Genomic DNA, 23257 nt, shown 5'->3' with positions numbered 1-23257 from the left:
AATGGGTCTGTGGCTCGGCACATCTCCGTTGATCCTGGCCTCGCAGAGCAGCGCGCGAAAGCTGCTGCTGGCCAATGCCGGGCTGGAGTTCAAGGCTGTTACCGCCGATATCGACGAACGCGGTATTCAGGCCGCTTCAGAGCTTTCAAGTCCACGCGAGATCGCCCTGCTGCTGGCGCGCGAAAAGGCCAAGGCGGTCTGCGCCCGTCATCCCGGGAGCTACGTGATCGGCGCCGATCAGACGCTGGCGCTTGGCTACCGTCTCTTCAACAAGCCCACGGGCCGTTCGCAGGCATTGGCGCAATTGCGCGATCTCGCCGGCAACAGCCACGAGTTGAATTCCGCAGTGGCCGTGGCGCATGACGGCAAGATTGTTTTCGAGGACGTCTCGATCGCCCGCATGACCATGCGTGAGATGACCGAGGGCGAGCTTTCAGCCTATCTGGACGCTGCCGGCGACGCCGTCACGACCAGCGTCGGCGCCTACCAGCTCGAGGGTCTGGGCATCCATTTGTTCGAGCGCATCGAGGGCGATCATTTCACCATTCTCGGCCTGCCGCTGCTGCCGCTGCTTGCGTTCCTGCGGCGTGAACGGCTAGTTGCGGTGTGAATGACGGAGATGGCTGGGCGCTGATGCGGATCCTGGGACTGACCGGCTCGATCGGGATGGGAAAATCCACCACCGCGAAACTGTTCGCGGAGGCCGGCGTGCCCGTCTACGACGCCGATGCCGCCGTGCATCGGCTCTACGAGGGCGAAGCGGCGCCCGCGATCGAGGCTGCTTTCCCCGGCACCACCGTCAACGGCAAGGTGGACCGGCCAAAACTGTCGGCGCGCGTCGTGCACGATCCCGCCGCGATCAAGCAGCTCGAGCAGATCGTTCATCCGATGCTCGGCGCCTCCCGGCAAAAATTCTTCGCTGAGGCCGCGGCCGCCAAGGCGCCGGTCGTGGTGCTGGACATCCCGCTCCTGTTCGAGACCGGCGGCGAGAAGCGGGTGGATGCCGTGGTCGTGGTGTCGACCTCGCCGGAACTCCAGCGCGAACGGGTGCTGGCGCGGGGCACGATGGATGAAGCCAAGCTCGATGCCATCATCGCCAAGCAGACGCCCGATGCCGAGAAGCGCAAGCGGGCCGATTTCGTGGTGGATACCTCGCACGGACTCGAGCCGGTGCGGGCGCAAATCGCGCACATCCTGGCCGAGGTCGTTAAGATGCCGCAGCGGCGAACCTGATTCGCCGCCTCACACGGCTCTCACGACATTGATCTCAAGACACTGACGCCAAGACATGCGCGAAATCGTCCTCGACACCGAAACTACCGGCCTCGATCCGCTTCGCGGCGATCGTCTGGTCGAAATCGGCTGCGTCGAGATCCTCAACCGCATGCCGACGGGCCAGTCGTATCACGTCTATATCAATCCTGAGAGGGACATGCCGGCGGAAGCCTTCGCGGTGCACGGGCTGTCGGCCGAATTCCTGTCGACCAAGCCGCTGTTCCACGAGGTCGTCGATGCGTTTCTGGAGTTCATCGGCGATGCGCCGCTGGTGATCCACAACGCCTCGTTCGACATCGGCTTCATCAACGCCGAGCTCGACAGGATCAAGCGCGCGGCGATCCCGCGTGAGCGGCTTGTCGATACGCTGCTGCTGGCGCGGCGCAAGCATCCGGGCGTGTCGAACCGCCTCGACGATCTCTGCTCGCGCTATGCAATCGACAATTCACACCGCACCAAGCACGGCGCGCTGCTGGACGCCGAGCTGCTGGCCGAGGTCTATGTCGATCTGGTCGGAGCGCGGCAGTCACAGCTGCTCCTGGCGTCGGAAGCTCAGGAGATTCGCGTCAATGCGGCTGGCGATGCGCCGCGGCGGCAGCGCTTGGTGCCGCTTGCGCCGCGGACGTCGGACGCCGAGCGCGAGGCCCACCGGGCCTTCATAGCAACGCTCGGCGACAAGGCGATCTGGAACGAGTATCTCGTCGCTCCAGCTGCTGCTTCGGACGGTTAGCCCAGATTTAGGCTTGGCCGGTCTGGCCACCACCCTGGGCGGCCATTTGCCGCTCCATGTTCTGGCGATAGAGACCGACGAAGTCGACCGGATCCAGCATCAGCGGCGGGAACCCGCCGTCGCGCACCGCGGTCGCGATGATCTCGCGCGCGAACGGGAAGAGCAGGCGCGGGCACTCGATCATGACCAGCGGATGCAGATTCTCCTTCGGCACGTTGGCGATGCGGAACACGCCGGCATAAGCGAGCTCGAACGAGAACATGATCTTACCCGCGGTCTCGGCCTTGCCCTCGACCGACAGCGTCACCTCGAACTCCTGTTCGCTGAGATTGTTGGCGCTGACGTTGATCTGGATGTTGATCTGGGGCGGCTGGCTCTGCTGCTGGAGTGAGCTGGGCGCGTTCGGATTTTCGAACGACAGGTCCTTGGTATATTGCGCCAGCACGTTGAGCTGGGGAGCCTGGGCCGCCTCGGGAGGGGTGCCGTTACCGTTGGTCATGAGAGTCTCTCCTTACCCGATTTGGGCTGAATTTCGCGGCGGTTGGCTAACATAGGGCCGCCTCGTTCCACAAGGACGAACGGTCCCGGGGCGGGGATTCGGGCCGCGCCGACACCTGTGACGGTCATCCTGCCATTTTCGTACAATAGCGCCTTAAACGATTGAAGATACGCGATTTCCGGGCAGGATCGGGTTTCCCCTTAAGCATAAAACGCGCTACACTCAGTGCTGTGCCAAAAGGCGCCATTGGCCGGGCAAGATTTCGTGCCTACATCCCAGGGACCTGATGTGGACCCAAAATGGTGATGTAGACTTGCCGTTCCCGTAGGGAACGGTCTACTGGCCGGATTGATTTTCCCGGCGACGACCCCAAAAGCGAAGACCCAGAGCAAAGACCAGAAAGCGAATCCGACGTGGACATCTACACCATCATCTTCCTGGCGCTGGCGGTCTTTATCTTTCTGCGGCTGCGCAGCGTGCTCGGGCAGCGGACCGGCAACGAACGGCCGCCGTTCGACCGGACCGCGGCCCGCAATGCGTTGGGGGGTGCCCAGGACAACAACGTCGTGACCATGCCGGGCAAGGTGATCGACCAGGCCCCGTTGGCGCCGTCGGCCGATCCGACCCCGCCCTCCGACCGCTGGAAGGGCCTGACCGAACCCGGCACCGCGCTGGCGCAGGGCCTGGATGCCATCGTCGACAAGGATTCCACGTTCGACCCGCGTCATTTCATCTCGGGCGCCCGCGGCGCCTACGAGATGATTGTGCTGGCTTTTGCCAATGGCGACCGCCGCGCGCTGCGCGACCTGCTGTCGTCGGAGGTCTATGAGAGCTTCGACGCCGCGATCAAGGAGCGCGAGAAGAACGAGCAGAAGACTGAGACCCGCTTCGTCTCGATCGACAAGGCCGAGCTCGTCGGCGCCGAGCTGCGCGACCGCACCGCCCAGCTCACCGTGCGCTTCGTCTCGCAGATGATCTCGGCCACCCGCGACAAGGCCGGCAACATCGTCGACGGCAGCGCCGACACGGTGGCCGACATTACCGACATCTGGACTTTCGCCCGCGACATCACCTCTCGCGATCCGAACTGGAAGCTGGTTGGCACCGGAAGCGCGAATTAAGATCCTACTGAAGACCAGCGCGACCGCGCTTTGCGCAGGCGTCGTCGTGCTGTCGTCGTTTTCGCTCGGCGCCGAGGCGGCGCGGCGCCACTATCGCAACCATCACCATCATCATCCGCCGCAATTGCCTGCCGCACCATTGCGGGCCTTGCCCTATCCGCAGCTTCCTCTGCCGTTCGAAATTCCAGGCGCGCAATATTTGCCGCTGGCCTGGGCGGATGTGAAGGGCTGGAGCGACGACGATCACCTCGCCGCCTACAAGACGTTCCGCGCCAGCTGCCGCTCGATCAATGCGCAGAACGGCGCGGCTGAACCCAAGGCTGAACCCAAGGCGCTCGGTGGATCGCTGAGCGAACCGTGCCGGGCGGCAAAACCGCTCGAGATCACCGACGACGCCAAAGCCAAGACTTTCTTCGAGGAGAATTTCGCGCCGCTGCGAATCTCGCGCCTCGGCGAGCCCGATGGTTTCGTCACCGGCTATTACGAGCCGGTGCTGGAGGGATCGCGCACGCAGACCGAAATCTACAACGTTCCGGTCTACCGCCGCCCCTCGAATCTGTTCGTGCGCGGCTACAAGCAGGATTCGGTGAGCCTGCCCAACAAGGGCCCGGTCTATCGCAAGATCGGCCGCCGCAAGCTGGTGCCCTATTACGACCGTGGCGAGATCGAGGACGGCAAGATCGCCGGCCGCGGGCTGGAGATCGCCTGGCTGAAGGACCCGACCGACCTGTTGTTCGCGCAGATCCAGGGCTCGGCGCGGATCAAGTTCGACGACGGAAGCTCGGTCCGGCTGAACTACGACGCCTATAACGGCTATCCCTACACCGCGGTGGGGCGCATCCTGATCGAACGCGGCATCATTCCGAAGGAAGAGATGTCGATGCACAAGATCAGGGAATGGATGGCGCAGAATCCTGATGGGGCCAAGGAGCTGCGCCGCCAGAACCGCGCCTACATCTTCTTCCGCGAGGTCAACCTCTCCGACAAGGACGAGGCGGTGGGCGCGCAAGGCATTCCGCTGACGGCGGGACGCTCGATCGCGGTCGATAAATCGCTGCATGTTTACGGCACGCCGTTTTTCATCGAGGGCGAGCTGCCGATCGAATCCGAGCGCGCAAAGACGCCGTTCCACCGGCTGATGATCGCGCAGGACACCGGCTCGGCGATCATCGGGCCCGCGCGCGCCGATCTGTTTTTCGGCGCTGGTCAGGACGCCGGACGCGTCTCCGGCCGGCTGCGCCATCCCATGCACTTTGTGATGCTGGTGCCGAAGGGCCTCGATCCCTCCGTGCGCGCCGCGCGGCTGCCGGTGCCTGATCCGCGCCCCACCGAGAAGATCGCAAAGCTGTTTCCGCAAACCGATCCGAGCAAGGGGATGACGAAACCGGCCGCTACCGCCGGCTCAACGGACAACAAGAACGAAACGATTGCCACCGCCGGTCCTGTCCCGCTACCAGTGCCGCGTCCTGCGATCGAGCCTGCCTCCGAGCCGCGGCGTCCCGTGAAGAATCGTCCTCATCGGCAGCAATGAAACGACCGTCCCGTCCGCCCGTGCTGGAGCCTCGCCCCTCGCCGCGCCGCCGCGCGCTGAGCGAGGAGGAGCGCGCGCTGTGGGACTTCGTTGCCAAACAGGTCAAGCCGCTGCGGAAGCATCGCGCGGCGAAAGCGCACGCCGCTCCGCGCACCGAGCCTTTGCCCGCAATATCCGTCTCGCGGCCAGCGCCATCGCCTCGGCCGATTGCCGCAGCGCCGGCGCCGCGCACCACAAAACCGGTCGTCCCACCGCTGGCTCCGCTCGGCAAGCGCGAGCGGACAAAGCTGTCGCGCGGCCGCAGCGAGATCGAGGCGCGCCTCGATCTGCACGGCATGACCCAGACGCGCGCCCATCGCGCGCTGAGCGGCTTTCTGCACCGCGCCCATCACGACGGCCTGACCTTCGTGCTCGTCATCACCGGCAAGGGCCGCAGCGGCGGCGAAAGCGGCGTCCTGCGGCGTCAGGTGCCGGAATGGTTGAGCCTGCCGGAATTCCGCGCCTTCGTCGTCGGCTTCGAGACGGCCCATATCGGCCACGGCGGCGAGGGCGCGCTGTATGTGCGGATCAGGCGGGCGAGGCTCTAGTTGTTTTACACCTCTCCCGCAAGCGGGAGAGGGAGCGCACCGTCTAAAACGGCCGGACGATGCCGACGCGCGGGATCAGGGTGATGATCAGGCCGAAGATATTTGTCTTGCGATCCTCGGCCGGAATCAGCGGAGCTTCCTGCTTCGCCGGCAGCATCTTCACCGCGTGCAGGATCAGGAACAGGCAGACCGCCCAGTTCGAAATCCAGCGCGAATAGTCGAACACCATCGCGAACATCACGAGAGTGGCAAGGCTGACGCCGATCAGCGCCGCGATCACGAGCCGCTTGTGCAGATCGCTGGCGAGCGCACCGACCAGGCTCGCGAAGAAGCGCCACAGCGGCGTGTGCAGCCAGATCAGCAGCGCGAACACCGGCACGCCGAGGATGTTGTGCGGCAGGCGCCCCCAGGTGTCCGAGACCTCCTTTGCCAGCGGCTGGTACCAGATATAGGCGAATTGCAAGAGGTCGGTGCGCGACGGATCGGCCATGCGCGTTTTCAAGTACGCGACGAAGTCCGCTTCCGGAATCGGCATCGTCCCCCAGAATTGCGCGGCGAAGAACAGCGCGGAGACGACAAGCGAGGCGATAATGCCGAAGACGACGTTGCTGCGAGTGAGCCCGTAAGCGAGATAGTGCCTGATCACGACGATGGTGACGATGGTCGGCACATACATCAACAGATGAATGTGGTGGATCAGCACGAGGATGACCGAGAACAACGCTGCTGTTGCGACGAACAGCAGCGAGCCCGCCGGCATCAGCAAGAGGACGAGCGCGAGCGCACAGCCGTAGATGTCGAAATGGCCGAGCGTGTGCATGAAATTCTTCAGGAAGAACGGCGAGCCCGCCATGAAGACGAACAGCGGCAGCGTCTTGGCGGTGAAGCCGAAGGTCTTCTGAAACAGTCTTGCATAGAGGCCGAGCGTGATCAGCCACGTCGCCCCGCCGAGCGCGAACACCAGCCACACCGGCACCTTGTCCGTGAACTGCGCGACGATGGCGCCGACCAGGGCGCGCTTGATGAAGCCGAAATGATAGTCGACCAGGAGGTGGATGTAGGGGACGTAAGGCGGCAGCTGGATCTTGTGAACGAACACGCCGACGATGACCGCCGCGTTGATCGCGAGCAGCAGGCGCCAGGGATTTTTCTGAATTTGAGCGATCACGCCGCACCTGAAGTGGCGCGAACTACCTCCGCTGTCGTCCCGGGCAAGCAAAGCGCGACCCGGGACCCATAACCACAGGAGGTCGAGTGTGCCGGGATCGGAGCCGCCATCTGTTTCAACAAGGACCGCTGGTGGTTATGGGTCCCCGCGTTCGCGGGGACGACGCCGGAATGAATACCGCGGGCCTGTCGAATTACAAAATAAACCGGCTCAGATCCGCGTTCTTGGCGAGATCGCCGACGTGCTTCTGCACGAAATCCGCATCGACCCGGACGGTCTCGCCGTTGCGGTCGGGGGCGGTGAAGGAGATCTCGTCCAGCACCCGCTCCATCACGGTCTGCAACCGTCGCGCGCCGATGTTCTCGACGGCCGAGTTCACGGCAACCGCGACGTCGGCCAGCGCGTCGATCGCGCCGTCGGTGATGTCGAGCGTCACGCCCTCGGTCTGCAACAAGGCAACATATTGCTTGATCAGCGAGGCCTCGGGCTCGGTCAGGATGCGGCGCATGTCGTCGCGGGTCAGCGCCTGCAATTCGACGCGGATCGGCAGGCGGCCCTGCAATTCCGGCAGCAGGTCTGACGGCTTGGCGACATGGAAGGCGCCGGAGGCGATGAACAGGATGTGGTCGGTCTTCACCGCGCCGTGCTTGGTCGAGACCGTGGTGCCCTCGATCAGAGGCAGTAGATCGCGCTGCACGCCCTCGCGCGAGACGTCGCCGGCGGCGCGGCCCTCGCGCGCGCAGATCTTGTCGATCTCATCCAGGAACACGATGCCGTTGTTCTCGACCGCGCTGATCGCCTCCAGCGTCAGTTGATCATTGTCCAGCAGCTTGTCGGATTCCTCGTTGACGAGGATTTCGTGCGAGCCCTCGACCGTGAGCCGCCGCGTCTTGCTGCGGCCACCGAGCTTGCCGAAGATGTCGCCGATCGAGATCGCGCCCATCTGCGCGCCCGGCATGCCCGGGATCTCGAACATCGGCATGCCGCCGCCCGAGGACTGCGTCTCGATCTCGATTTCCTTGTCGTTGAGCTCGCCGGCGCGCAGCTTCTTGCGGAAGGATTCCCGCGTCGTGGACGAGGCATTGGCACCGACCAGCGCATCGAGCACGCGCTCCTCGGCGGCGAGCTGAGCGCGGACGTGCACGTCCTTGCGCTTTTTCTCTCGGACCTGGGCGATCGCGACCTCGACGAGATCGCGCACGATCTGCTCGACGTCGCGGCCGACATAGCCGACCTCGGTGAATTTCGTCGCTTCCACCTTCAGGAACGGCGCGTTCGCGAGTTTTGCCAACCGCCGCGCGATTTCCGTCTTGCCGACGCCGGTGGGGCCGATCATCAGAATGTTCTTCGGCAGCACCTCTTCGCGCAAGGAGCCGGACAGCTGCTGCCGCCGCCAGCGGTTGCGCAGCGCGATCGAGACGGCGCGCTTGGCATCGGCCTGGCCGACGATGAAACGATCGAGTTCGGAAACGATTTCGCGGGGGGAGAAGTCTGTCATGGGACCTTAGCTAGGGTCAGTTGCGGGCGAGGACAAGCCGCTTTTTCAGCCGTCAGATGATCGGCAGGCCGGATTGCCATTGCTTCACGACGTCGATCGGATGGATCAGCATCAGGATGTTGAGCGTCAGATTGTCGCGAATGTGGAGCGCCAGCATGATCTCGAAGGCGAGGCCGATCAGGACGGTTATCGAGACCGGCAGCACGCGCGCGGCGAGGAACCCCAGCATCATGGCCAGAGTGTCGGAGACCGAGTTGACGATGCTGTCGCCGTAATAATCCAGCGAGATCGTGCCGGCGCGGTAGCGCTCGATGATGAACGGCGAGTTCTCGACGATCTCCCAGGCACCTTCGATCAGCATCGCGACGATCAGCCGTGCCGGCCAGGAGAGAGGCAGGAGCGGCAGGCGCGCGAACAACAGCCAGGTCAGGCCGTAGAACAGGAAGCCGTGCAGAACGTGCGAGAAGCTGTACCAGTCGGCGATATGCTGGGAATTCTCCGAGCTGTTCACCACGCCGTGCCACAGCTTGATGGTGCCGCAGGTGCAGATCGGCACCCGGCCCATCGCGAACAGGATCGCGGCCTGCAGCGCCAGCAGCGATAGCGCGATGGCGGCCCAGCCGAACGGCGGAAACGCGACCTTGCTCTCGCGCGCGTGGACCAGCGTCACGGCTCACGCACCATCAGCAGTGCCGCCGCATCCGGCGTATCGACTATGCGGTCGCGGAGGAAGCCGGCTTTCTCATAGGCGCGCAAGGCGCGTGCGTTGAAGGGGTCAGGATCGGTGACCATGCGCGGCAGACCCCTGCGAAACTGCTCATCGACGAACTGGCGGATGAACGCCGAGCCGTGACCGCGTCCGATCATGTCGCTTTCGCCGATGAACTGGTCGATCCCACGCGTGCCCTCCGGTTGTGGCCCGAAGCCTGTATTCCAGCCGGTCAGTCGATAGCACTGAAGATAGCCGAAGGGCTTGTCGCCGGCCAACACGATGAACTGGTCCATGGCGGGTTCATCGAGATCGCCGCTGACGAGGGCAAACTGCTCGTCCGGATCGCCCCACCAGTCCCGCACATGCGCCTCGCCGAGCCACCGCCGGATCAGCGGCAGGTCGACGGCGGTCATCGGGCGGAAGGCGTAAATGGGTGCCACTCAGTTACCAAAGCTATGCTGCGCCCCTCTCCCGCTTGCTTGCGGGAGAGGGTCGTGGAGAGGGTGTCTCTACAATGGGACAGCCCCCAGAGGAGAGAGCCCCACCAGGCGCTTCGCGCCGACCTCCCCCGCAAGCGGGAGAGGTCGCACCGAGCTCGCGGATGGGCGTTCGGACAAATTACGCTCCACTATCCGGTCGCCAGGCTCTCGATGGTCACATTGCGGTTGGTGTAGACACAGATGTCCGCGGCGATGTCGAGGGAGCGGCGGACGATGGTCTCGGCGTCCTTGTCGGTGTCGAGCAGGGCTCGGGCCGCCGCCAGCGCGTAATTGCCGCCCGAGCCGATTGCCATCACGCCGGCCTCGGGCTCCAGCACGTCGCCGGTGCCGGTCAGCACCAGGGAGACGTCCTTGTCGGCCACGATCATCATGGCCTCCAGCCGCCGCAGATAGCGGTCGGTGCGCCAGTCCTTGGCGAGCTCCACCGCGGCACGGGTCAGCTGCCCCGGATATTGCTCGAGTTTGGCTTCCAACCGCTCGAACAGGGTGAAGGCGTCGGCGGTGGCGCCGGCAAAGCCGCCGATCACGTCGCCCTTGCCGAGCTTTCGGACCTTCTTGGCGTTGGACTTGATCACGGTCTGGCCGATCGAAACCTGGCCGTCGCCGCCAACCACCACCTTGCCGCCCTTGCGGACCGTCAAAATCGTGGTGCCGTGCCAGCTAGGCGAGCTGTTCTGGGAAGCCTGCATGAATGATCCTCGTTGTCCGGCCTGATTTAGGCGGTCGGGGGCAAGGGGACAACCTGGGCACAACGGGCCGTTCCGGGCCGAATTTCGCTCACCATAGGCAGAAGTAGAGGGCCCGCCAGCCGTTCCCGCAGTAGCGAAGGCGTCATTTGGCTGTTAATAGACAGGCGTTTTCGGCTCTCTAGCTAGGATGAAAGCCAGCTTTCAATGCGCACCGCGACGATCAAGCGCAAGACCAAGGAAACCGACATCGAGGTCTCCGTGAACCTCGATGGCACCGGCGTGGCCAATATCGCGACCGGCATCGGCTTTTTCGACCATATGCTCGATCTTCTCGCCCGCCATTCCCGCATCGACCTCACGGTCAAGGCGGTGGGCGATCTGCACATTGATTATCACCATACCACCGAAGACACCGGCATCGCGCTTGGCCAGGCGGTCAAGCAGGCGCTCGGCAACATGGCGGGCATCACCCGCTATGCCGGCGTGCACATGCCCATGGACGAGACGCTGTCGCGCGTGGTCATCGACATCTCGGGCCGCCCGTTCCTGGTGTTCAAGGCCGACTTCCCCCGCGACAAGATCGGTGAGTTCGATACCGAGCTGGTGCGCGAATGGTTCCAGGCCTTCGCCATGAACGCCGGCGTGACTCTGCACGTCGAGACCCTATATGGCGATAACAGCCACCATATCGCCGAGTCCTGCTTCAAGGGTCTGGCGCGGGCGCTGCGCACCGCCGTCGCGATCGATCCGAAAGCTGTGGGCGAGATCCCGTCCACCAAAGGCTCGCTCGGCGGCTGACGTCTTTCGGCCAGCGGCGGCACGCGCCGCTTGCGGTATCACTGAATCCCTAGGAACGGGGCATCACCATGCCTGTCTACACAGTTCATGCTCCCTCCCCGACCGGAGCCGATCTGCGCGCGACCGACAAGTTCGTGTTCGTGCGTGACGGTTTTCATTTCTGGGCGATGGTCTTCGGCCCGTTCTGGCTGCTGTGGAATCGGCTGTGGCTGGCTCTGATCGGCTACCTGATCTTCGTGGCTGCATTCAATGCGGGGCTGTCGAGCCTTGGCGTCGGACGCTCGTCGATCTTCTTCGCCGATCTCATCGTTGCGCTGCTGATGGGCCTTGAGGCCGCGAGCCTGCGTCGCTGGACGCTGTCGCGCGGCAAATGGCGCCAGCTCGACGTGGTGGTTGCGGACGACGAGGACACCGCCGAGCGCCGCTTTTTCGAGCGCTGGAGCCAGAAGCAGCACGGCATCGTCAACGATCAATGGGCCGTCGATCGCGGCGGCCCGCCGCCGACCCGCAATGTGCCGGGCCAGCAATTTTCGAACCCGCCGCCTATTCCGGCCGGCGGCATCATTGGATTGTTTCCAGAACCGGGAGGGTCAAGATGAGCGTCGCCATCATCGATTACGGTTCCGGGAATCTGCATTCCGCCGCCAAAGCCTTCGAGCGCGCCGCGCGCGGCCTGGAGAACCCGCAAAAGGTTTTCGTCACCAGCGATCCGGACCAGGCCTATGAGGCTGACCGCCTGGTGCTGCCGGGTGTCGGCGCCTTTGCCGATTGCCGACGCGGGCTCGATGCCGTCAACGGCATGGTCGAGGCGATCACCGAAGCCGTGCGCGTCAAGGCGCGGCCGTTCTTCGGCATCTGTGTCGGCATGCAGCTGATGGCGAGCCGCGGCAAGGAGCATGTCGTCACCGAAGGCCTGAACTGGATCGGCGGCGACGTCGAGAAGATCACGCCGCGCGACGAGAGCCTGAAGATCCCGCACATGGGCTGGAACACGCTCGACCTGCTGCAAGAGCATCCGGTGCTGAACAAGCTGCCGCTCGGCCCCAAGGGCCAGCATGCTTATTTCGTGCACTCCTACCACCTCAACGCCGCCAACGAGGCGGACGTGCTCGCGCGCGCCGATTACGGTGGGCCCGTCACCGCGATCGTCGGCAAGGACACCGCCATCGGCACGCAGTTTCACCCCGAGAAGAGCCAGCGTTTTGGCCTCGCTCTGATCTCGAACTTCTTGCGATGGAAACCGTGATTCTCTTCCCCGCGATCGACCTCAAGAACGGCCAGTGCGTGCGCCTCGAGCAAGGCGACATGGCCCGCGCGACCGTGTTCAACCTCAATCCGGCGGCGCAGGCGCAGAGCTTTGCCAAACAGGGCTTTGAGTATCTCCATGTCGTCGACCTCGACGGCGCCTTCGCCGGCAAGCCGGTGAACGCCGAGGCCGTCGAGGCGATGCTGAAGACGATCAAGATTCCGGTGCAGCTCGGCGGCGGCATTCGCGATCTCAAGACCGTCGAAGCCTGGCTCGACAAGGGCATCACCCGCGTCATCATCGGCACCGCCGCAGTGCGCGATCCGGAGCTGGTGAAGTCCGCTGCGAAGAAATTCCCCGGCCGCGTCGCGGTCGGTCTCGACGCCCGTGACGGCAAGGTCGCGGTCGAGGGCTGGGCCGAGACCTCGCAGGTCACGGTGCTCGAGATCGCACAGCGGTTCGAGGACGCCGGCGTCGCCGCCATCATCTTCACCGACATCGCGCGTGACGGTCTGCTCAAGGGCCTGAACCTGGATGCAACCATCGCGCTCGCCGACGCCATCTCGATTCCCGTGATCGCCTCCGGCGGCCTTGCCTCGATCGAGGACGTCAAGGCGATGCTGACGCCCCGTGCGAAAAAGCTCGCCGGGGCGATCGCCGGCCGCGCGCTTTACGACGGCCGGCTCGATCCGGCTGCGGCCCTCAGTTTGATCCGCGACGCGCGCAGGAGCTGACACATGTTCAAGGTCCGCGTGATCCCCTGCCTCGACGTCAAGGACGGCCGCGTCGTCAAAGGCGTCAACTTCGTCGACCTGCGCGATGCCGGCGACCCCGTCGAAGCCGCGATCGCCTATGATGCTGCCGGCGCCGACGAGCTCACCTTTCTCGACATCACAGCCACTCACGAGAACCGCGGCATCATGCTGGACGTGGTCCGCCGCACCGCGGAAGCCTGCTTCATGCCTGTGACCGTCGGCGGCGGCGTGCGTGAGGTCAACGACATCAAGACGCTGTTGCGCGCGGGCGCCGACAAGGTCTCGATCAACAGCGCCGCTGTATCCCGGCGCGAGTTCGTCAAGGAAGCGGCGGAGAAGTTCGGCGAGCAGTGCGTCGTGGTTGCGATCGACGCCAAGCGGGTGAAGCGTCCGGGCGGCGACCGCTGGGAGATCTTTACGCATGGCGGGCGCAACTCGACGGGTATCGACGCGATCGAATATGCCCAGGAAGTGGTCTCGCTCGGCGCCGGTGAAATCCTGCTCACCTCGATGGACCGCGATGGCACCAGGCAAGGATTCGACATCCCGCTGACCCGGGCGATCGCCGACAGCGTGCCCGTTCCGGTGATCGCCTCGGGCGGCGTCGGCAATCTCGACCATCTCGTCGACGGCATCCGCGACGGACACGCCACGGCCGTGCTGGCGGCCTCGATCTTCCATTTCGGGGAATTCACCATTCGCGAAGCCAAGGAGCACATGGCCCGCCGCGGGCTGGCGATGCGCCTGGATGCCTGACGACTCCCGTGCATAAAAGTGCTACATGAGGTAACGGGGAATGGCCTCCGTGGCCTCATGTGTTTTCCGAGTAAGTCCGATGCCGCGTTTCACGATCCACGATTTGGCCGAGACCATCGACGCCCGCGCCGCGGCTGGCGGCGAGGCGTCCTATACCCGCAAGCTCCTGGACAAAGGCGCCGAGCATTGCGCCAAGAAGTTCGGGGAAGAGGCAGTCGAAACCGTAATCGCAGCAGTCGAAAACGATCGCGCGCATCTGGTCGCTGAAAGTGCCGACCTGCTCTATCATTTCCTTGTGCTTTTGAAGGCACGCGGCATAAAGCTGGAAGAGGTCGAGGCGGCGCTTGGCAAGCGCACTTCGATGTCGGGGTTGGAAGAAAAGGCGTCGCGCAAAAGCGATTGAGGTTATTGTTTGGGCATGATCTTGTCGGAAAACCGCTTCACACTTTTCCGGATCATGCTCTAGAGCAACGGAAAGGCGGCGTCATGGATATCCGCGCACCCGAGCAGCAGTATAATCCCTACCGCGTCTATACGCGCGAAGAATGGGCGCGCTTGCGTGACGACACGCCGATGACGCTGGAGCCGGGCGAATTCGACCGGCTGCGCTCGCTGCACGACCGCCTCGATCTCAAGGAAGTCGAGGACATCTATCTGCCGCTGTCGCGCCTGCTCTCGATCTACGTCGATGCGATGCAGCGCCTGTATTACGCCGAGCGCCAGTTCCTCAACATCCGCGACCGCAAGGTGCCCTACATCATCGGTGTCGCCGGTTCGGTCGCCGTCGGGAAGTCCACCACGGCCCGTGTGCTCCAGGCCTTGCTGGCGCGCTGGTCGCCGCGTCCGAAGGTCGACCTGATCACCACCGACGGATTTCTGTACCCTAAGGCCCTGCTCGAGCGCCAAGGCATTCTGCAGAAGAAGGGCTTTCCGGAGAGCTACGACCTGCCGCTGCTGCTGAGCTTCCTCTCCGACATCAAGTCCGGTCGCCGCCATGTGCGTTCGCCGGTCTACTCGCATCTGACCTACGACATCGTGCCGAACGAATGGGCGGAGATCGACCAGCCCGACATCCTGATCGTCGAGGGCGTCAACGTGCTGCAAACCGGCAAGCTGCCGCGCGACGGCAAGGCGGTGCCTGTGGTCTCCGACTTCTTCGATTTCTCGGTCTATATCGACGCCGACGAAGCAGCGTTGCGGCAATGGTACATCAAGCGCTTCCTGGCGCTGCGCGACACCGCGTTCACCAATCCGAAATCCTACTTCAACCGCTATGCGCTGCTGTCGGACGACGAAGCCACCGCCACCGCCACCGCGATCTGGGAGCGCACCAACCTCGCCAATCTCGAGGACAACATCCTGCCGACCCGCCCCCGCGCGACACTGATCCTGAAGAAGGGGGCGGATCACGCAGTGGAGAGCGTGGCGTTGCGAAGGCTGTAATCGCGCCGGTTGACGAGATCCTGGATCGTTCGGGCAAAGTGTCTTTTGTTGCAGACGGGCAAAAGGTATTCGACTATGAGCTTCGAAACGCGAGGGCTCCATGGTTGATCGTCTGAGAAGCGCTGCGGAGCAGCTCGAAGCACCGACCTGCCCCGATTGCCACATCGAGATGAGATGGTACCGCTCGGAGCTGCTCGCGGACGAGCCGGTTCCGGTCATCGCGCATCTCTTTGTTTGCCCGCACTGCAAGCGCGCCGCGCAGACGGAAACCATCTTCAAGGGGACTCTCGGCCCGCCTGATAAACTCTCCGCGCCGCGCTTTATGGCTCACGCCGCGTAACGGATCACTTGCAGGCCTGCTGTCGCTCTTTCGACCCGATGAAGATGTGCCACGCCGTCAGGAACATTGCAGCGACGAGCGGGCCGATGACGAAGCCGTTCGCCCCGAAGGTCGCAAGGCCGCCCAGGGTCGCGAGCAGCACAACATAGCTCGGCATCCGGATCGACTGGCCGACCAGGACCGGGCGGAGGAAGTTGTCGGCAAGACCGATCACGAAGGTCCCGAACGCAAGCAGGATGATTCCCTTCGTCACGGCGCCGGCCACAAGCAAATAGAGGCCGGCCGGAACCCAGACCAGGGCGGAGCCGAGCACGGGCAGAAGCGAGAGCAGCGCCATGATGGCGCCCGCCAGCAGCGGCGCGGTCAGGCCGAGCAGCCAGAAGATCAGCCCGCCAAGCGCTCCCTGGATCATGGCAACCAGGATGATCCCCTTGATGGTCCCGCGAACGGCCAGCGTGAACGCGTCCAGGATCTCGGCGGTATGGCTCGCGCGCAGCGGCAGCGCGTGGCGGATGCGCAGGTTCAGCTCGTCACCGTCGCGCAGGAAGAAGAACAGCAGGTACAGCATCACGAGCAGGCTCGCGACGAACTCCAGCGTCAACTGACCGATATTGATCGCGTGGCCGGCCAGCTGCTGGCCAGCCGGCACCACCAGGCTCGACAGGCGTTCTTTCAGGGCGGTCAGATCGATGCCGACCAGGCGATCTGACATGGAGGCGGCCCAGTCCGGCAGCGCGGCTTTCAGCTGCTGCAGGGGATGAGCCAGATTGATCTCGCCGGTCTGAACGCGCTGATAAAGCTCGCCTCCCTGGTCGACGAGCGAAGCGATCACGATCCCGACCGGGATCAGGACCATGACGACCACGACCATGACGGTGGAAAGTGCGGCAAGGTTGCGCCTTTCCGGAAACGTCCGCAGGCAGCGTCGATAAAAGGGCGCGAAGATGATCGCCAGCAGCGTGGCCCACAACAAGGCGCCAGAGAACGGCCAAAGCAGCCAGCCGAACGCGAGAGTAATGACGCCGAGCCAGACCAGGAATGAGCGGTCTTCCGATGTTCTCACGTGTCGCCGGCCTCCAGTCGCACCTCACGCGACGTTGGTAGCACAGGACCATGGCGGAGCGGCAAGTCACGCCCCCGCCTCCGTCGCGCCGGCGGCCGAGGTTGGATGCGGCCTGTCACTTGCCGGTTTTCGCAGCCCAATCGGCGATCTTGATGCGTCCTGCAAACGTGGCGGGACCAGAGCCGCTGGCCTTGTAGACGAAGGCTTCGCCTTCCTGGACGTCGCCGGCCTCTTTGCCGAAGGCATCGGCGATGTTGGTCTTGTGGGTAATCAGGAAATTGTTGTTGCCTGCTTTCGGGGGCGCATCGACAAGCTGACGCACGGCCTGTCCGGCCTTTGCATTGGCCCCGGTCGGGTTTGCCATCCCCGATGCGCTGGCATTGCTGCTGTCCGTCAACGCACCGACCGGCTTGACCTCGCGGCCGGAGATCAGCTTGCCGGCCTCGATCGCGCGGTTCAGCCGGCTGCTGTAGACATCGCCGATCGGGATCGCGAGCGCCTTGATCGCCGCCCCGATCTGGCGCGCCATGTCCCTGCCCTTGTCGCTGAGCTGGCGCTGGGCGCTCATATCGTCGAACTTGAACGGGTAGACGTCCTTTTGGCTGTCGTCGGTGGCGGTGTGCCGAAAGATCAGCACAAAGCCGCCTTGCTTGAGCGAATCGATGAGCTCCGGGGTATCGGCTGCGGCGTGTCGGGAAATTCCAGCGAGGAGGACAACAAGTGCGAGGCGGCAAAGCACGTTCATGCGCAAAATCCTCTCGTGCAAATGCCCCCGGAGGATGGTGACGCGCAACGCGGTCGATTTCAATTGTCGATAGCCGGCCCGACCTAGGTTCCCGCGAGGTTCCCAATCAGACCGACAGCCGCTGCGATGCCGCGAGCCCGGCCAGTGCCTCGTCGAGCTTGTCGCGATCGAGCGGCTTGATCAGAAACCCGGTCATGCCGGCCTCGAAGCAAGCATAGCGATCCTCCACCAGCGTATTGGCGGTGAGCGCGAGGATCGGCGTGTGATGGCCGCCCGTGGCCGCCTCATGGGCGCGGATGCGCTTCGTCGCCTCGATGCCGTCGAGCTGCGGCATCTGGATATCCATCAGCACGAGATCATAGGGCGTGCCGGCCGACGACGCGGCGAGCCAGGATTCCAGCGCGGCCTCGCCGTGGACGGCGATCACGACGCGATGGCCGAGTTTCGTCAGCAGCGAGCGCATCAGCAGCGCGTTGATCTCGTTGTCCTCGGCGACGAGGATCGACAGGCCCTTTGCGGCGGTCGCGCCGGCAGCTTCAGCCGCTGGTTCCGGCGCGAGATCGGGCGAGGCGACCGCCGGCGTCAGCGCAAGACGCGCGGCGAGCGAGGCCGCCCGCAGCGGCTTCACCAGAAAGCCGGTGAAGGCCGGCGACAGCTTTTCATGCCGCGAACTCGACGTCAGCAGCACGAGGCGCTGCAGCGCATGTGCGCGGGCTCTTTCGCCCAGCTGGTCGGTCATTGCGGGGCCGATCGCACGATCGATCAGCACTGCGTGCCAGGAGCGTTCCGGCAGCAGCGCTTCGGCAACCGCCGCGTCCGCAACCAGGCAGGTCTGGCCGCCCCAGCGCTCCAGGCGCCGCGCAATCAGCGAAGCCTCGATGCCGTCGGCGACGAGGAGGATCGACCTGCCGGCGAGGTCGGGGCTCGGAAAGGCGGTCTGTCCCGCGCTCGCCTGCGACGGCGGAAGCGGTACTGCGATCTCGAAGGTCGAGCCTTTGCCCGGCTCACTGGTGAGCGTGATCCGGCCGCCCATGCGCTTGACGATGCGCTCGCTGATGGCAAGCCCGAGCCCGGTGCCGCCATAGGTGCGGGCGACGCGCTCGTCGGCCTGCTCGAATTCGCGGAAGATGCGCTGCTGCGCCTCGGGCGCGATACCGATGCCGGTGTCGCGAACCAGGAAGCTGATCTCGTTCGCCCAGATGCCGGGCTCGACGATCAGCGCGACGCCGCCGTGAGCGGTGAACTTGATGGCGTTGCCGGCGAGGTTGAGCAGCACCTGGCGCAGCCGCGCGGCGTCGCCGACGACTTCCAGCGGCAGGCGCTCGTCGACATAGGCGGCGATCTCGAGCGACTTTGCCTGCGCGCGCGGCGCAAGCAGCTCGGTGATCTCCTCGACCAGGGTCGAGAGCGCGAAGGGGCGCTGCTCGAGATCGAGCTTGCCGGCCTCGATCTTGGAATAGTCGAGCAATTCCTCGATCAGCGACATCAAGGCTTCGCCCGAGGTCTTGACCGCCTTGGCATAGGTCGCCTGCTCCGGCGTCAGATTGGTGTCGAGCAAGAGGCCGCCCATGCCGATGATGCCGTTGAGCGGCGTACGGATCTCGTGCGAGGCCATTGCGAGGAAGCGCGATTTGGCGCGGTTGGCGGCGTCGGCCTGGTCGCGCGCGTCGGACAGTGCGCGTTCGGTCTCGGTGCGATCGGTGACGTCGCGCCCCACGCTCTGCAATTCGGCGGGCTGGCCGGCATCGAGGCGGACATAGCCCTCCCGCCAGGCGATCCAGCGCGGGCCGAGCAGGGTTGCGATCTTCTGGTCGTGGATGCGCGTGCCGTTGCTCTCGCGCGCGCTGTCGCCCTGCTCCAGCACGTCGAAATCGAAACGCGTGCCGACCAGCGCGCCGCGCTTCTGTCCTGCGAGCGCGCAATAGGCCTCGTTGGCAAAGGTGATGCGGCGGCTGGTGTCGCGCAGCACGATGAGATCGCCCTGCTGCTCGAACAGGCTGCGGGCGCGTTCTTCCGCTTCCTTCAGCTCCCAATTGCGGTCGATCAGCGTCTCGTTGTGGGCGGCGAGCGTACGCAGCCGCTTGCCCACGAAACGCAGGCGCATGCTCAGCGTCGCAAGGCCGAGGCAGGCGAGCGCGAACAGGAAGCTCGCGCCGATCGCAAAGGCGTGGGGATCGTAGCCGGAGTTTTCCGACCGGCTGCCGGACACGAAACCATAGGCGCCGCCGAAGGTCGCCGAGAAGATCACGAAGGAGCGGATCGCGAAGGCGATGCGGGGGTGCTGTCGCCTGAAGCGGCGCATGCGCACCTTGATCCGGAACGTCCGACCCATCGCCACCGACCCCGACTCTTGTCCGAAACCCCGTTGCCGTATGCGACGATGGCCCGCCGACCTTGCGAACAGTTTGAGGCTTCGGCTCAGCCTCCAAACAGGGTTGATGAGGTGTTAACGCTTCACAGCGAAGCCGCCTGGAGATGGCGGTGGCTGCCGCGGGCGCCGACGATCAGCGCCGCCGCCTCGCGCTGCGAGAACGACTTCGAGCGCACATAGATGCGGTAATCCGCCGGTCCTTCGGTGGAGAGATAGATCACCTGGCCGCCATCGACCGGCTGAGCGGCTATCGAGACGAGGCGCGTCGAGGGATTGGCCTGACAGGAATCCGGCTCGGAACCGAGGCCGTCGTCGACCACGGTGAAGTCCGCAGCGTCGGCATCGTCAGTGACCTGCACCCGTACCGTGGCCCGTTCCGGATCTTCGGTGAAGGCGACGTGCACGCCGGCGGTCCAGAACAGCGACGTCAGCTCGACCGAGGTTTCGCCGAGGGCGATGCAGGGATGTGAGACCGATCCGATCTCGGCGCGGGCAAACACCGCAGCCGCCAACACGGGAACGACCGAGGCCAGGATCTTGAAACGCAACATGACACTCTACTCGCCGGGGCCCTCGGGAACGCGAAACCGAAATCAGCGGGCCGTATGGTTTGCAGAGCGTAAAGGAAACTCGTTACCGCCGGGTTGATGCGCGGTATGATCAAGCCATCTGCCGCACATCCTCCGCGAGTGCGCGATAGGACAGCGCTTCGGCGAGATGCAGCCGGCCGATCTTGTCGGCATGATCGAGGTCGGCCAGCGTGCGCGCCACCCGCAGCACGCGGTGATAGCCGCGCGCCGACAGCCGCATCGTCTCGGCGGCGTCGCGCAGCAATTTTTGACCCTGCGCGTCCGGCTTGGCGATCTCCTCCAGCACCGAGGCGGGCGCCTCGGCATTGGTGCGAACTTTGGGCAGGCCGGCATCGGCGTAACGTGCGAGCTGGATGTCGCGCGCCGCCGCCACGCGCGCGGCGACCTCGGCCGAGCCCTCCGCCGGCGGCGGCAGGATCAGATCGGCCGCGGTCACGGCCGGCACCTCGATGCGAAGATCGATGCGGTCCATCAACGGGCCCGAGATGCGCGCCTGGTAGTCGCCGGTGCAGCGGTCGATGCGGCCGCGCTTGCAGGCATAGCCCGGCTCGAACGCGTTGCCGCAGCGGCACGGATTCATCGCCGCGACCAGCATGAAGCGGGCAGGGTAGGTGACGCGGTGATTGGCGCGCGACACCGCGACCTCGCCGTTCTCCAGCGGTTGCCGCAGCGAATCCAGCACGCGCGGATCGAATTCGGGCAGCTCGTCGAGGAACAGCACGCCCTGATGCGCCAGCGAGATCTCGCCGGGCTTGGCGCGCATGCCGCCGCCGGTGAGCGCGGCCATGCTCGCGGAATGATGCGGCGAGCGGAACGGCCGCCGCGCCGTCAGCGCGCCGCCTTCGATCTCGCCGGCAACGGAGGCGATCATCGAGACCTCGAGCAGTTCGCCCGGCGACAGCGGCGGCAGGATCGAGGGCAGCCGTGCCGCCAGCATCGACTTGCCGGCGCCGGGCGCGCCGATCATGAGCAGATGATGGCCGCCGGCAGCTGCGATCTCCAGCGCCCGCTTGGCGCTTTCCTGACCTTTGATGTCGCGCAGGTCGAGCGTGGACGCCGCGGCTTCGTGGACCTTCGGCGAGGGCCGCGACAGCACCTGCGTGCCCTTGAAATGGTTGGCGATCTGGATCAGCGAGCTTGCTGCGATGATCTGGATGTCCGGGCTCGCCCATGCCGCTTCGGAGCCGCAAGCCGCCGGGCAGATCAGCCCTTCCTCGCGCATATTGGCGCCGATGGCGGCGGGAAGAACGCCGGCCACGGGCGCGATCGAGCCGTCGAGGCCGAGCTCGCCGAGAACGGTGAAGCCGGTCAGCGCATCCGGCGGGATCGCCCCGATCGCCGCCATCAGGCCGAGCGCGATCGGCAGGTCGTAATGGCTGCCTTCCTTGGGCAGGTCGGCCGGCGCCAGATTGACGATGATCCGGCGCGCCGGCAATGCCAGCCCCGAGGCGATCAACGCCGAGCGCACCCGCTCGCGCGCCTCCGACACCGCCTTGTCCGGCAGGCCGACGATGGCAAAGGCCGGCAGGCCCGGCGCGACCTGGACCTGCACGTCGACCGCGCGGGCCTCGATCCCCTCAAAGGCGACGGTGGAAACCCGCTGAACCATGCTCAAACCAGCCTGCCCCTCTCGCACAATTAGGGGTAGCAGAGCCTGGCTCTCTTCGGTCGTGCCTCAGTTTGAAATCTGGCCCGCTTGACTAGCCCGCCGATGCAGCCGGCGCCGTGGTATCCTACATCCTGAGAAACAGGATGATTTGCCATGCCTAAAGGTCCCAAAGGCGAGAAGCGCCACGCCGACACCGTACAGAACGCCATGCTGATCGGCCGGATTGCGACCGGCGAGATCGATGACGCGCCCAGCAGCGCGCCGAATCGCTCGAAGGGTGGAAAAATCGGCGGCGCTGCACGCGCTGCCAAGCTCTCTCCTGCAGAACGTCGTGAAATTGCGAAGAAGGCGTCGTCTGCCCGTGGGAATCGGGGATAAGTAATCAGCTTCGTTTTTGAGATTGCATTGAACCGCGTGTTATGCGATACGCGGAACCATGACGTTTAGCAGCGAATCTCTCGATGAAGCGGGCGTGCTTGCCATCTTGGTAAAGCACGCTCGCGCGTCGTTCATTCGGCGGGCTGCCGAAAAGTCCATAGAGGAGGCGAAGGCTCAGATTAAGGAGCAGGACAAGGCGACGGCGGCCTGCGAGGCCACGCTCCGGCTATTTGGATACGACCTCAATGAGGGGGCGACTTGGGACCTTCTTATGGAAAAACACCGGGACAGGGTGTTCGAGGTCCTGCAGTCCGAGGCATCCACCGCGAAGCTATTGCAGGCCGAAGACGAGGACCGTCCCAAGGACTCCGACGTGCCTCCGGCCCTTCCCGCCAAGCGGCAAATGCCGACAATCCAGGAGATCTTGCTGGAGCGCTTGCAGGAGGCCGGCGACAAGGGCTCAAAAGCGGCCCCTCTCCGCGACTACATTCAGCAGACATATAGCATTGAAATCCATGAGAAAACTGTCGGCATGACGCTTTACCGGCTTCTCAGGAAGGGGCTCGTGCGCCGCGAGGGGCACGTATGGTTTTTCGTACCGCAGACTATCGCGGATACGAAAAAACCCGGCGATCCACCGCCGGGTCTTCTCGAACTTCTCAAATGATCTGGAGGCGCATCATGCGATACGACACCAGCTAATTGTGAGCGAGGCGACCGGCGAGAGTAGCGTCTCGCCGGACTTCGCTTGCCTGCGTGCACCGGTAGCTCAGCTGGAAAGAGCGCCTGGCTGCTAACTGGGAGGTCGCTGGTTCGAGTCCTGCCCGGTGCACGCCTATTGTAGAGAGTAAAC

At 64.6% G+C, this 23257-nt stretch carries 27 protein-coding genes and 1 tRNA gene; 17 read left to right on the top strand and 11 right to left on the bottom strand.

What is annotated here, in order from left to right:
• The first annotated feature begins 1 nt into the window (after position 1).
• The 3 genes from UNPA324_RS06160 to dnaQ are packed head-to-tail and all read left to right on the top strand — an operon-like array spanning position 2 to position 2005.
• A complete protein-coding gene (locus tag UNPA324_RS06160; protein ID WP_141934028.1) occupies positions 2-610 on the top strand; it encodes a Maf family nucleotide pyrophosphatase in 609 nt (202 codons plus the stop codon).
• A 23-nt stretch (positions 611-633) separates the two neighbouring features.
• On the top strand, positions 634-1233 hold the full coding sequence (gene coaE, locus UNPA324_RS06155; RefSeq protein WP_141938726.1) for a dephospho-CoA kinase: 600 nt from the start codon (positions 634-636) through the stop codon (positions 1231-1233).
• Positions 1234-1288: 55 nt separating this feature from the next.
• A complete protein-coding gene (gene dnaQ / locus UNPA324_RS06150; protein WP_141934025.1) occupies positions 1289-2005 on the top strand; it encodes a DNA polymerase III subunit epsilon in 717 nt (238 codons plus the stop codon).
• 7 nt (positions 2006-2012) lie between these two features.
• On the opposite strand, the gene secB is transcribed toward dnaQ, so the two are convergent.
• Entirely contained in the window at positions 2013-2504 is a 492-nt protein-coding gene (gene secB / locus UNPA324_RS06145) for a protein-export chaperone SecB (protein ID WP_128921099.1), read from the bottom strand.
• Positions 2505-2917: 413 nt separating this feature from the next.
• Between secB and UNPA324_RS06140 the strand changes: the two genes are divergently transcribed.
• From UNPA324_RS06140 to UNPA324_RS06130, 3 genes are read left to right on the top strand one after another with little or no spacing between them, the layout of a single operon-like run.
• On the top strand, positions 2918-3625 hold the full coding sequence (locus tag UNPA324_RS06140; RefSeq protein ID WP_128921100.1) for a Tim44/TimA family putative adaptor protein: 708 nt from the start codon (positions 2918-2920) through the stop codon (positions 3623-3625).
• Entirely contained in the window at positions 3603-5156 is a 1554-nt protein-coding gene (mltA, locus tag UNPA324_RS06135; protein WP_181769305.1) for a murein transglycosylase A, read from the top strand. The genes UNPA324_RS06140 and mltA overlap by 23 nt, the downstream gene beginning before the upstream one ends.
• Positions 5153-5743: a Smr/MutS family protein gene (locus UNPA324_RS06130; RefSeq protein ID WP_141934023.1), complete on the top strand. Its 591-nt coding sequence runs from the start codon at positions 5153-5155 to the stop codon at positions 5741-5743. The genes mltA and UNPA324_RS06130 overlap by 4 nt, the downstream gene beginning before the upstream one ends.
• 43 nt (positions 5744-5786) lie before the next feature.
• Here UNPA324_RS06130 and UNPA324_RS06125 read toward each other — a convergent pair whose 3' ends face one another.
• From UNPA324_RS06125 to hslV, 5 genes are all read right to left on the bottom strand, one after another.
• A complete protein-coding gene (locus tag UNPA324_RS06125; protein WP_141934021.1) occupies positions 5787-6911 on the bottom strand; it encodes a hypothetical protein in 1125 nt (374 codons plus the stop codon).
• Between the two features lie 193 nt (positions 6912-7104).
• A complete protein-coding gene (hslU, locus tag UNPA324_RS06120) occupies positions 7105-8409 on the bottom strand; it encodes an ATP-dependent protease ATPase subunit HslU (RefSeq protein ID WP_128921103.1) in 1305 nt (434 codons plus the stop codon).
• A gap of 52 nt (positions 8410-8461) precedes the next feature.
• On the bottom strand, positions 8462-9073 hold the full coding sequence (locus UNPA324_RS06115) for a DUF2585 domain-containing protein (RefSeq protein WP_246667287.1): 612 nt from the start codon (positions 9071-9073) through the stop codon (positions 8462-8464).
• 2 nt (positions 9074-9075) lie between these two features.
• The gene (locus UNPA324_RS06110) at positions 9076-9561 is read right to left on the bottom strand and encodes a GNAT family N-acetyltransferase (RefSeq protein ID WP_141934017.1); all 486 of its coding nucleotides are present in this window, start codon (positions 9559-9561) and stop codon (positions 9076-9078) included.
• Positions 9562-9749: 188 nt separating this feature from the next.
• The gene (hslV, locus tag UNPA324_RS06105; protein WP_128921106.1) at positions 9750-10310 is read right to left on the bottom strand and encodes an ATP-dependent protease subunit HslV; all 561 of its coding nucleotides are present in this window, start codon (positions 10308-10310) and stop codon (positions 9750-9752) included.
• Between the two features lie 204 nt (positions 10311-10514).
• Between hslV and hisB the strand changes: the two genes are divergently transcribed.
• The 8 genes from hisB (at position 10515) to UNPA324_RS06065 (ending at position 15648) form a co-directional block, all read left to right on the top strand.
• Positions 10515-11108 (top strand): imidazoleglycerol-phosphate dehydratase HisB, encoded by a 594-nt coding sequence (hisB, locus tag UNPA324_RS06100; RefSeq protein WP_128921107.1) that lies wholly within the window; start codon positions 10515-10517, stop codon positions 11106-11108.
• Between the two features lie 68 nt (positions 11109-11176).
• Complete coding sequence (locus UNPA324_RS06095) at positions 11177-11707, top strand: DUF2628 domain-containing protein (RefSeq protein WP_141934014.1); 531 nt, start codon at positions 11177-11179, stop codon at positions 11705-11707.
• Positions 11704-12354, top strand: coding sequence for an imidazole glycerol phosphate synthase subunit HisH (gene hisH, locus UNPA324_RS06090; protein ID WP_128921109.1), 651 nt, complete (start codon positions 11704-11706; stop codon positions 12352-12354). Before UNPA324_RS06095 ends, hisH begins: the two co-directional genes overlap by 4 nt.
• The gene (gene hisA, locus UNPA324_RS06085; RefSeq protein WP_245471774.1) at positions 12342-13088 is read left to right on the top strand and encodes a 1-(5-phosphoribosyl)-5-[(5-phosphoribosylamino)methylideneamino]imidazole-4-carboxamide isomerase; all 747 of its coding nucleotides are present in this window, start codon (positions 12342-12344) and stop codon (positions 13086-13088) included. Before hisH ends, hisA begins: the two co-directional genes overlap by 13 nt.
• A gap of 3 nt (positions 13089-13091) precedes the next feature.
• The gene (gene hisF, locus UNPA324_RS06080) at positions 13092-13865 is read left to right on the top strand and encodes an imidazole glycerol phosphate synthase subunit HisF (protein ID WP_027561669.1); all 774 of its coding nucleotides are present in this window, start codon (positions 13092-13094) and stop codon (positions 13863-13865) included.
• A 79-nt stretch (positions 13866-13944) separates the two neighbouring features.
• Complete coding sequence (locus UNPA324_RS06075) at positions 13945-14268, top strand: phosphoribosyl-ATP diphosphatase (RefSeq protein ID WP_128921110.1); 324 nt, start codon at positions 13945-13947, stop codon at positions 14266-14268.
• Positions 14269-14351: 83 nt separating this feature from the next.
• Positions 14352-15308, top strand: coding sequence for a type I pantothenate kinase (gene coaA, locus UNPA324_RS06070; RefSeq protein WP_128921111.1), 957 nt, complete (start codon positions 14352-14354; stop codon positions 15306-15308).
• A gap of 100 nt (positions 15309-15408) precedes the next feature.
• The gene (locus UNPA324_RS06065; protein WP_128921112.1) at positions 15409-15648 is read left to right on the top strand and encodes a hypothetical protein; all 240 of its coding nucleotides are present in this window, start codon (positions 15409-15411) and stop codon (positions 15646-15648) included.
• Between the two features lie 4 nt (positions 15649-15652).
• Here UNPA324_RS06065 and UNPA324_RS06060 read toward each other — a convergent pair whose 3' ends face one another.
• The 5 genes from UNPA324_RS06060 to UNPA324_RS06040 form a co-directional block, all read right to left on the bottom strand.
• Positions 15653-16711 (bottom strand): AI-2E family transporter, encoded by a 1059-nt coding sequence (locus tag UNPA324_RS06060; RefSeq protein ID WP_128921113.1) that lies wholly within the window; start codon positions 16709-16711, stop codon positions 15653-15655.
• A 115-nt stretch (positions 16712-16826) separates the two neighbouring features.
• Entirely contained in the window at positions 16827-17456 is a 630-nt protein-coding gene (locus UNPA324_RS06055) for a histidine phosphatase family protein (protein WP_164936472.1), read from the bottom strand.
• Between the two features lie 106 nt (positions 17457-17562).
• Complete coding sequence (locus tag UNPA324_RS06050; protein WP_164936473.1) at positions 17563-19788, bottom strand: ATP-binding protein; 2226 nt, start codon at positions 19786-19788, stop codon at positions 17563-17565.
• Positions 19789-19910: 122 nt separating this feature from the next.
• The gene (locus UNPA324_RS06045; protein ID WP_141934011.1) at positions 19911-20378 is read right to left on the bottom strand and encodes a hypothetical protein; all 468 of its coding nucleotides are present in this window, start codon (positions 20376-20378) and stop codon (positions 19911-19913) included.
• 109 nt (positions 20379-20487) lie between these two features.
• Positions 20488-22026, bottom strand: a complete 1539-nt coding sequence (locus tag UNPA324_RS06040; protein ID WP_141934009.1) for a YifB family Mg chelatase-like AAA ATPase — start codon at positions 22024-22026, stop codon at positions 20488-20490.
• A 153-nt stretch (positions 22027-22179) separates the two neighbouring features.
• On the opposite strand from UNPA324_RS06040, the gene UNPA324_RS06035 reads away from it, so the two are divergent.
• The 3 genes from UNPA324_RS06035 to UNPA324_RS06025 all read left to right on the top strand — a co-directional run bounded on the left by UNPA324_RS06035 (position 22180) and on the right by UNPA324_RS06025 (position 23236).
• Positions 22180-22404 carry an RNA-binding protein gene (locus UNPA324_RS06035; RefSeq protein ID WP_141934007.1) on the top strand — a complete coding sequence of 75 codons (225 nt, stop codon included), beginning with the start codon at positions 22180-22182 and terminating at the stop codon, positions 22402-22404.
• A 58-nt stretch (positions 22405-22462) separates the two neighbouring features.
• On the top strand, positions 22463-23071 hold the full coding sequence (locus UNPA324_RS06030) for a hypothetical protein (protein ID WP_141934004.1): 609 nt from the start codon (positions 22463-22465) through the stop codon (positions 23069-23071).
• 91 nt (positions 23072-23162) lie between these two features.
• Positions 23163-23236, top strand: a tRNA-Ser gene (locus UNPA324_RS06025).
• Positions 23237-23257: the final 21 nt, after the last annotated feature.

This window comes from Bradyrhizobium sp. UNPA324 (assembly GCF_006658635.1).
Lineage (GTDB): Bacteria > Pseudomonadota > Alphaproteobacteria > Rhizobiales > Xanthobacteraceae > Bradyrhizobium > Bradyrhizobium nanningense.
Note: the sequence above shows the minus strand (reverse complement) of the source record. Positions and strands in the feature narration are given on the sequence as shown.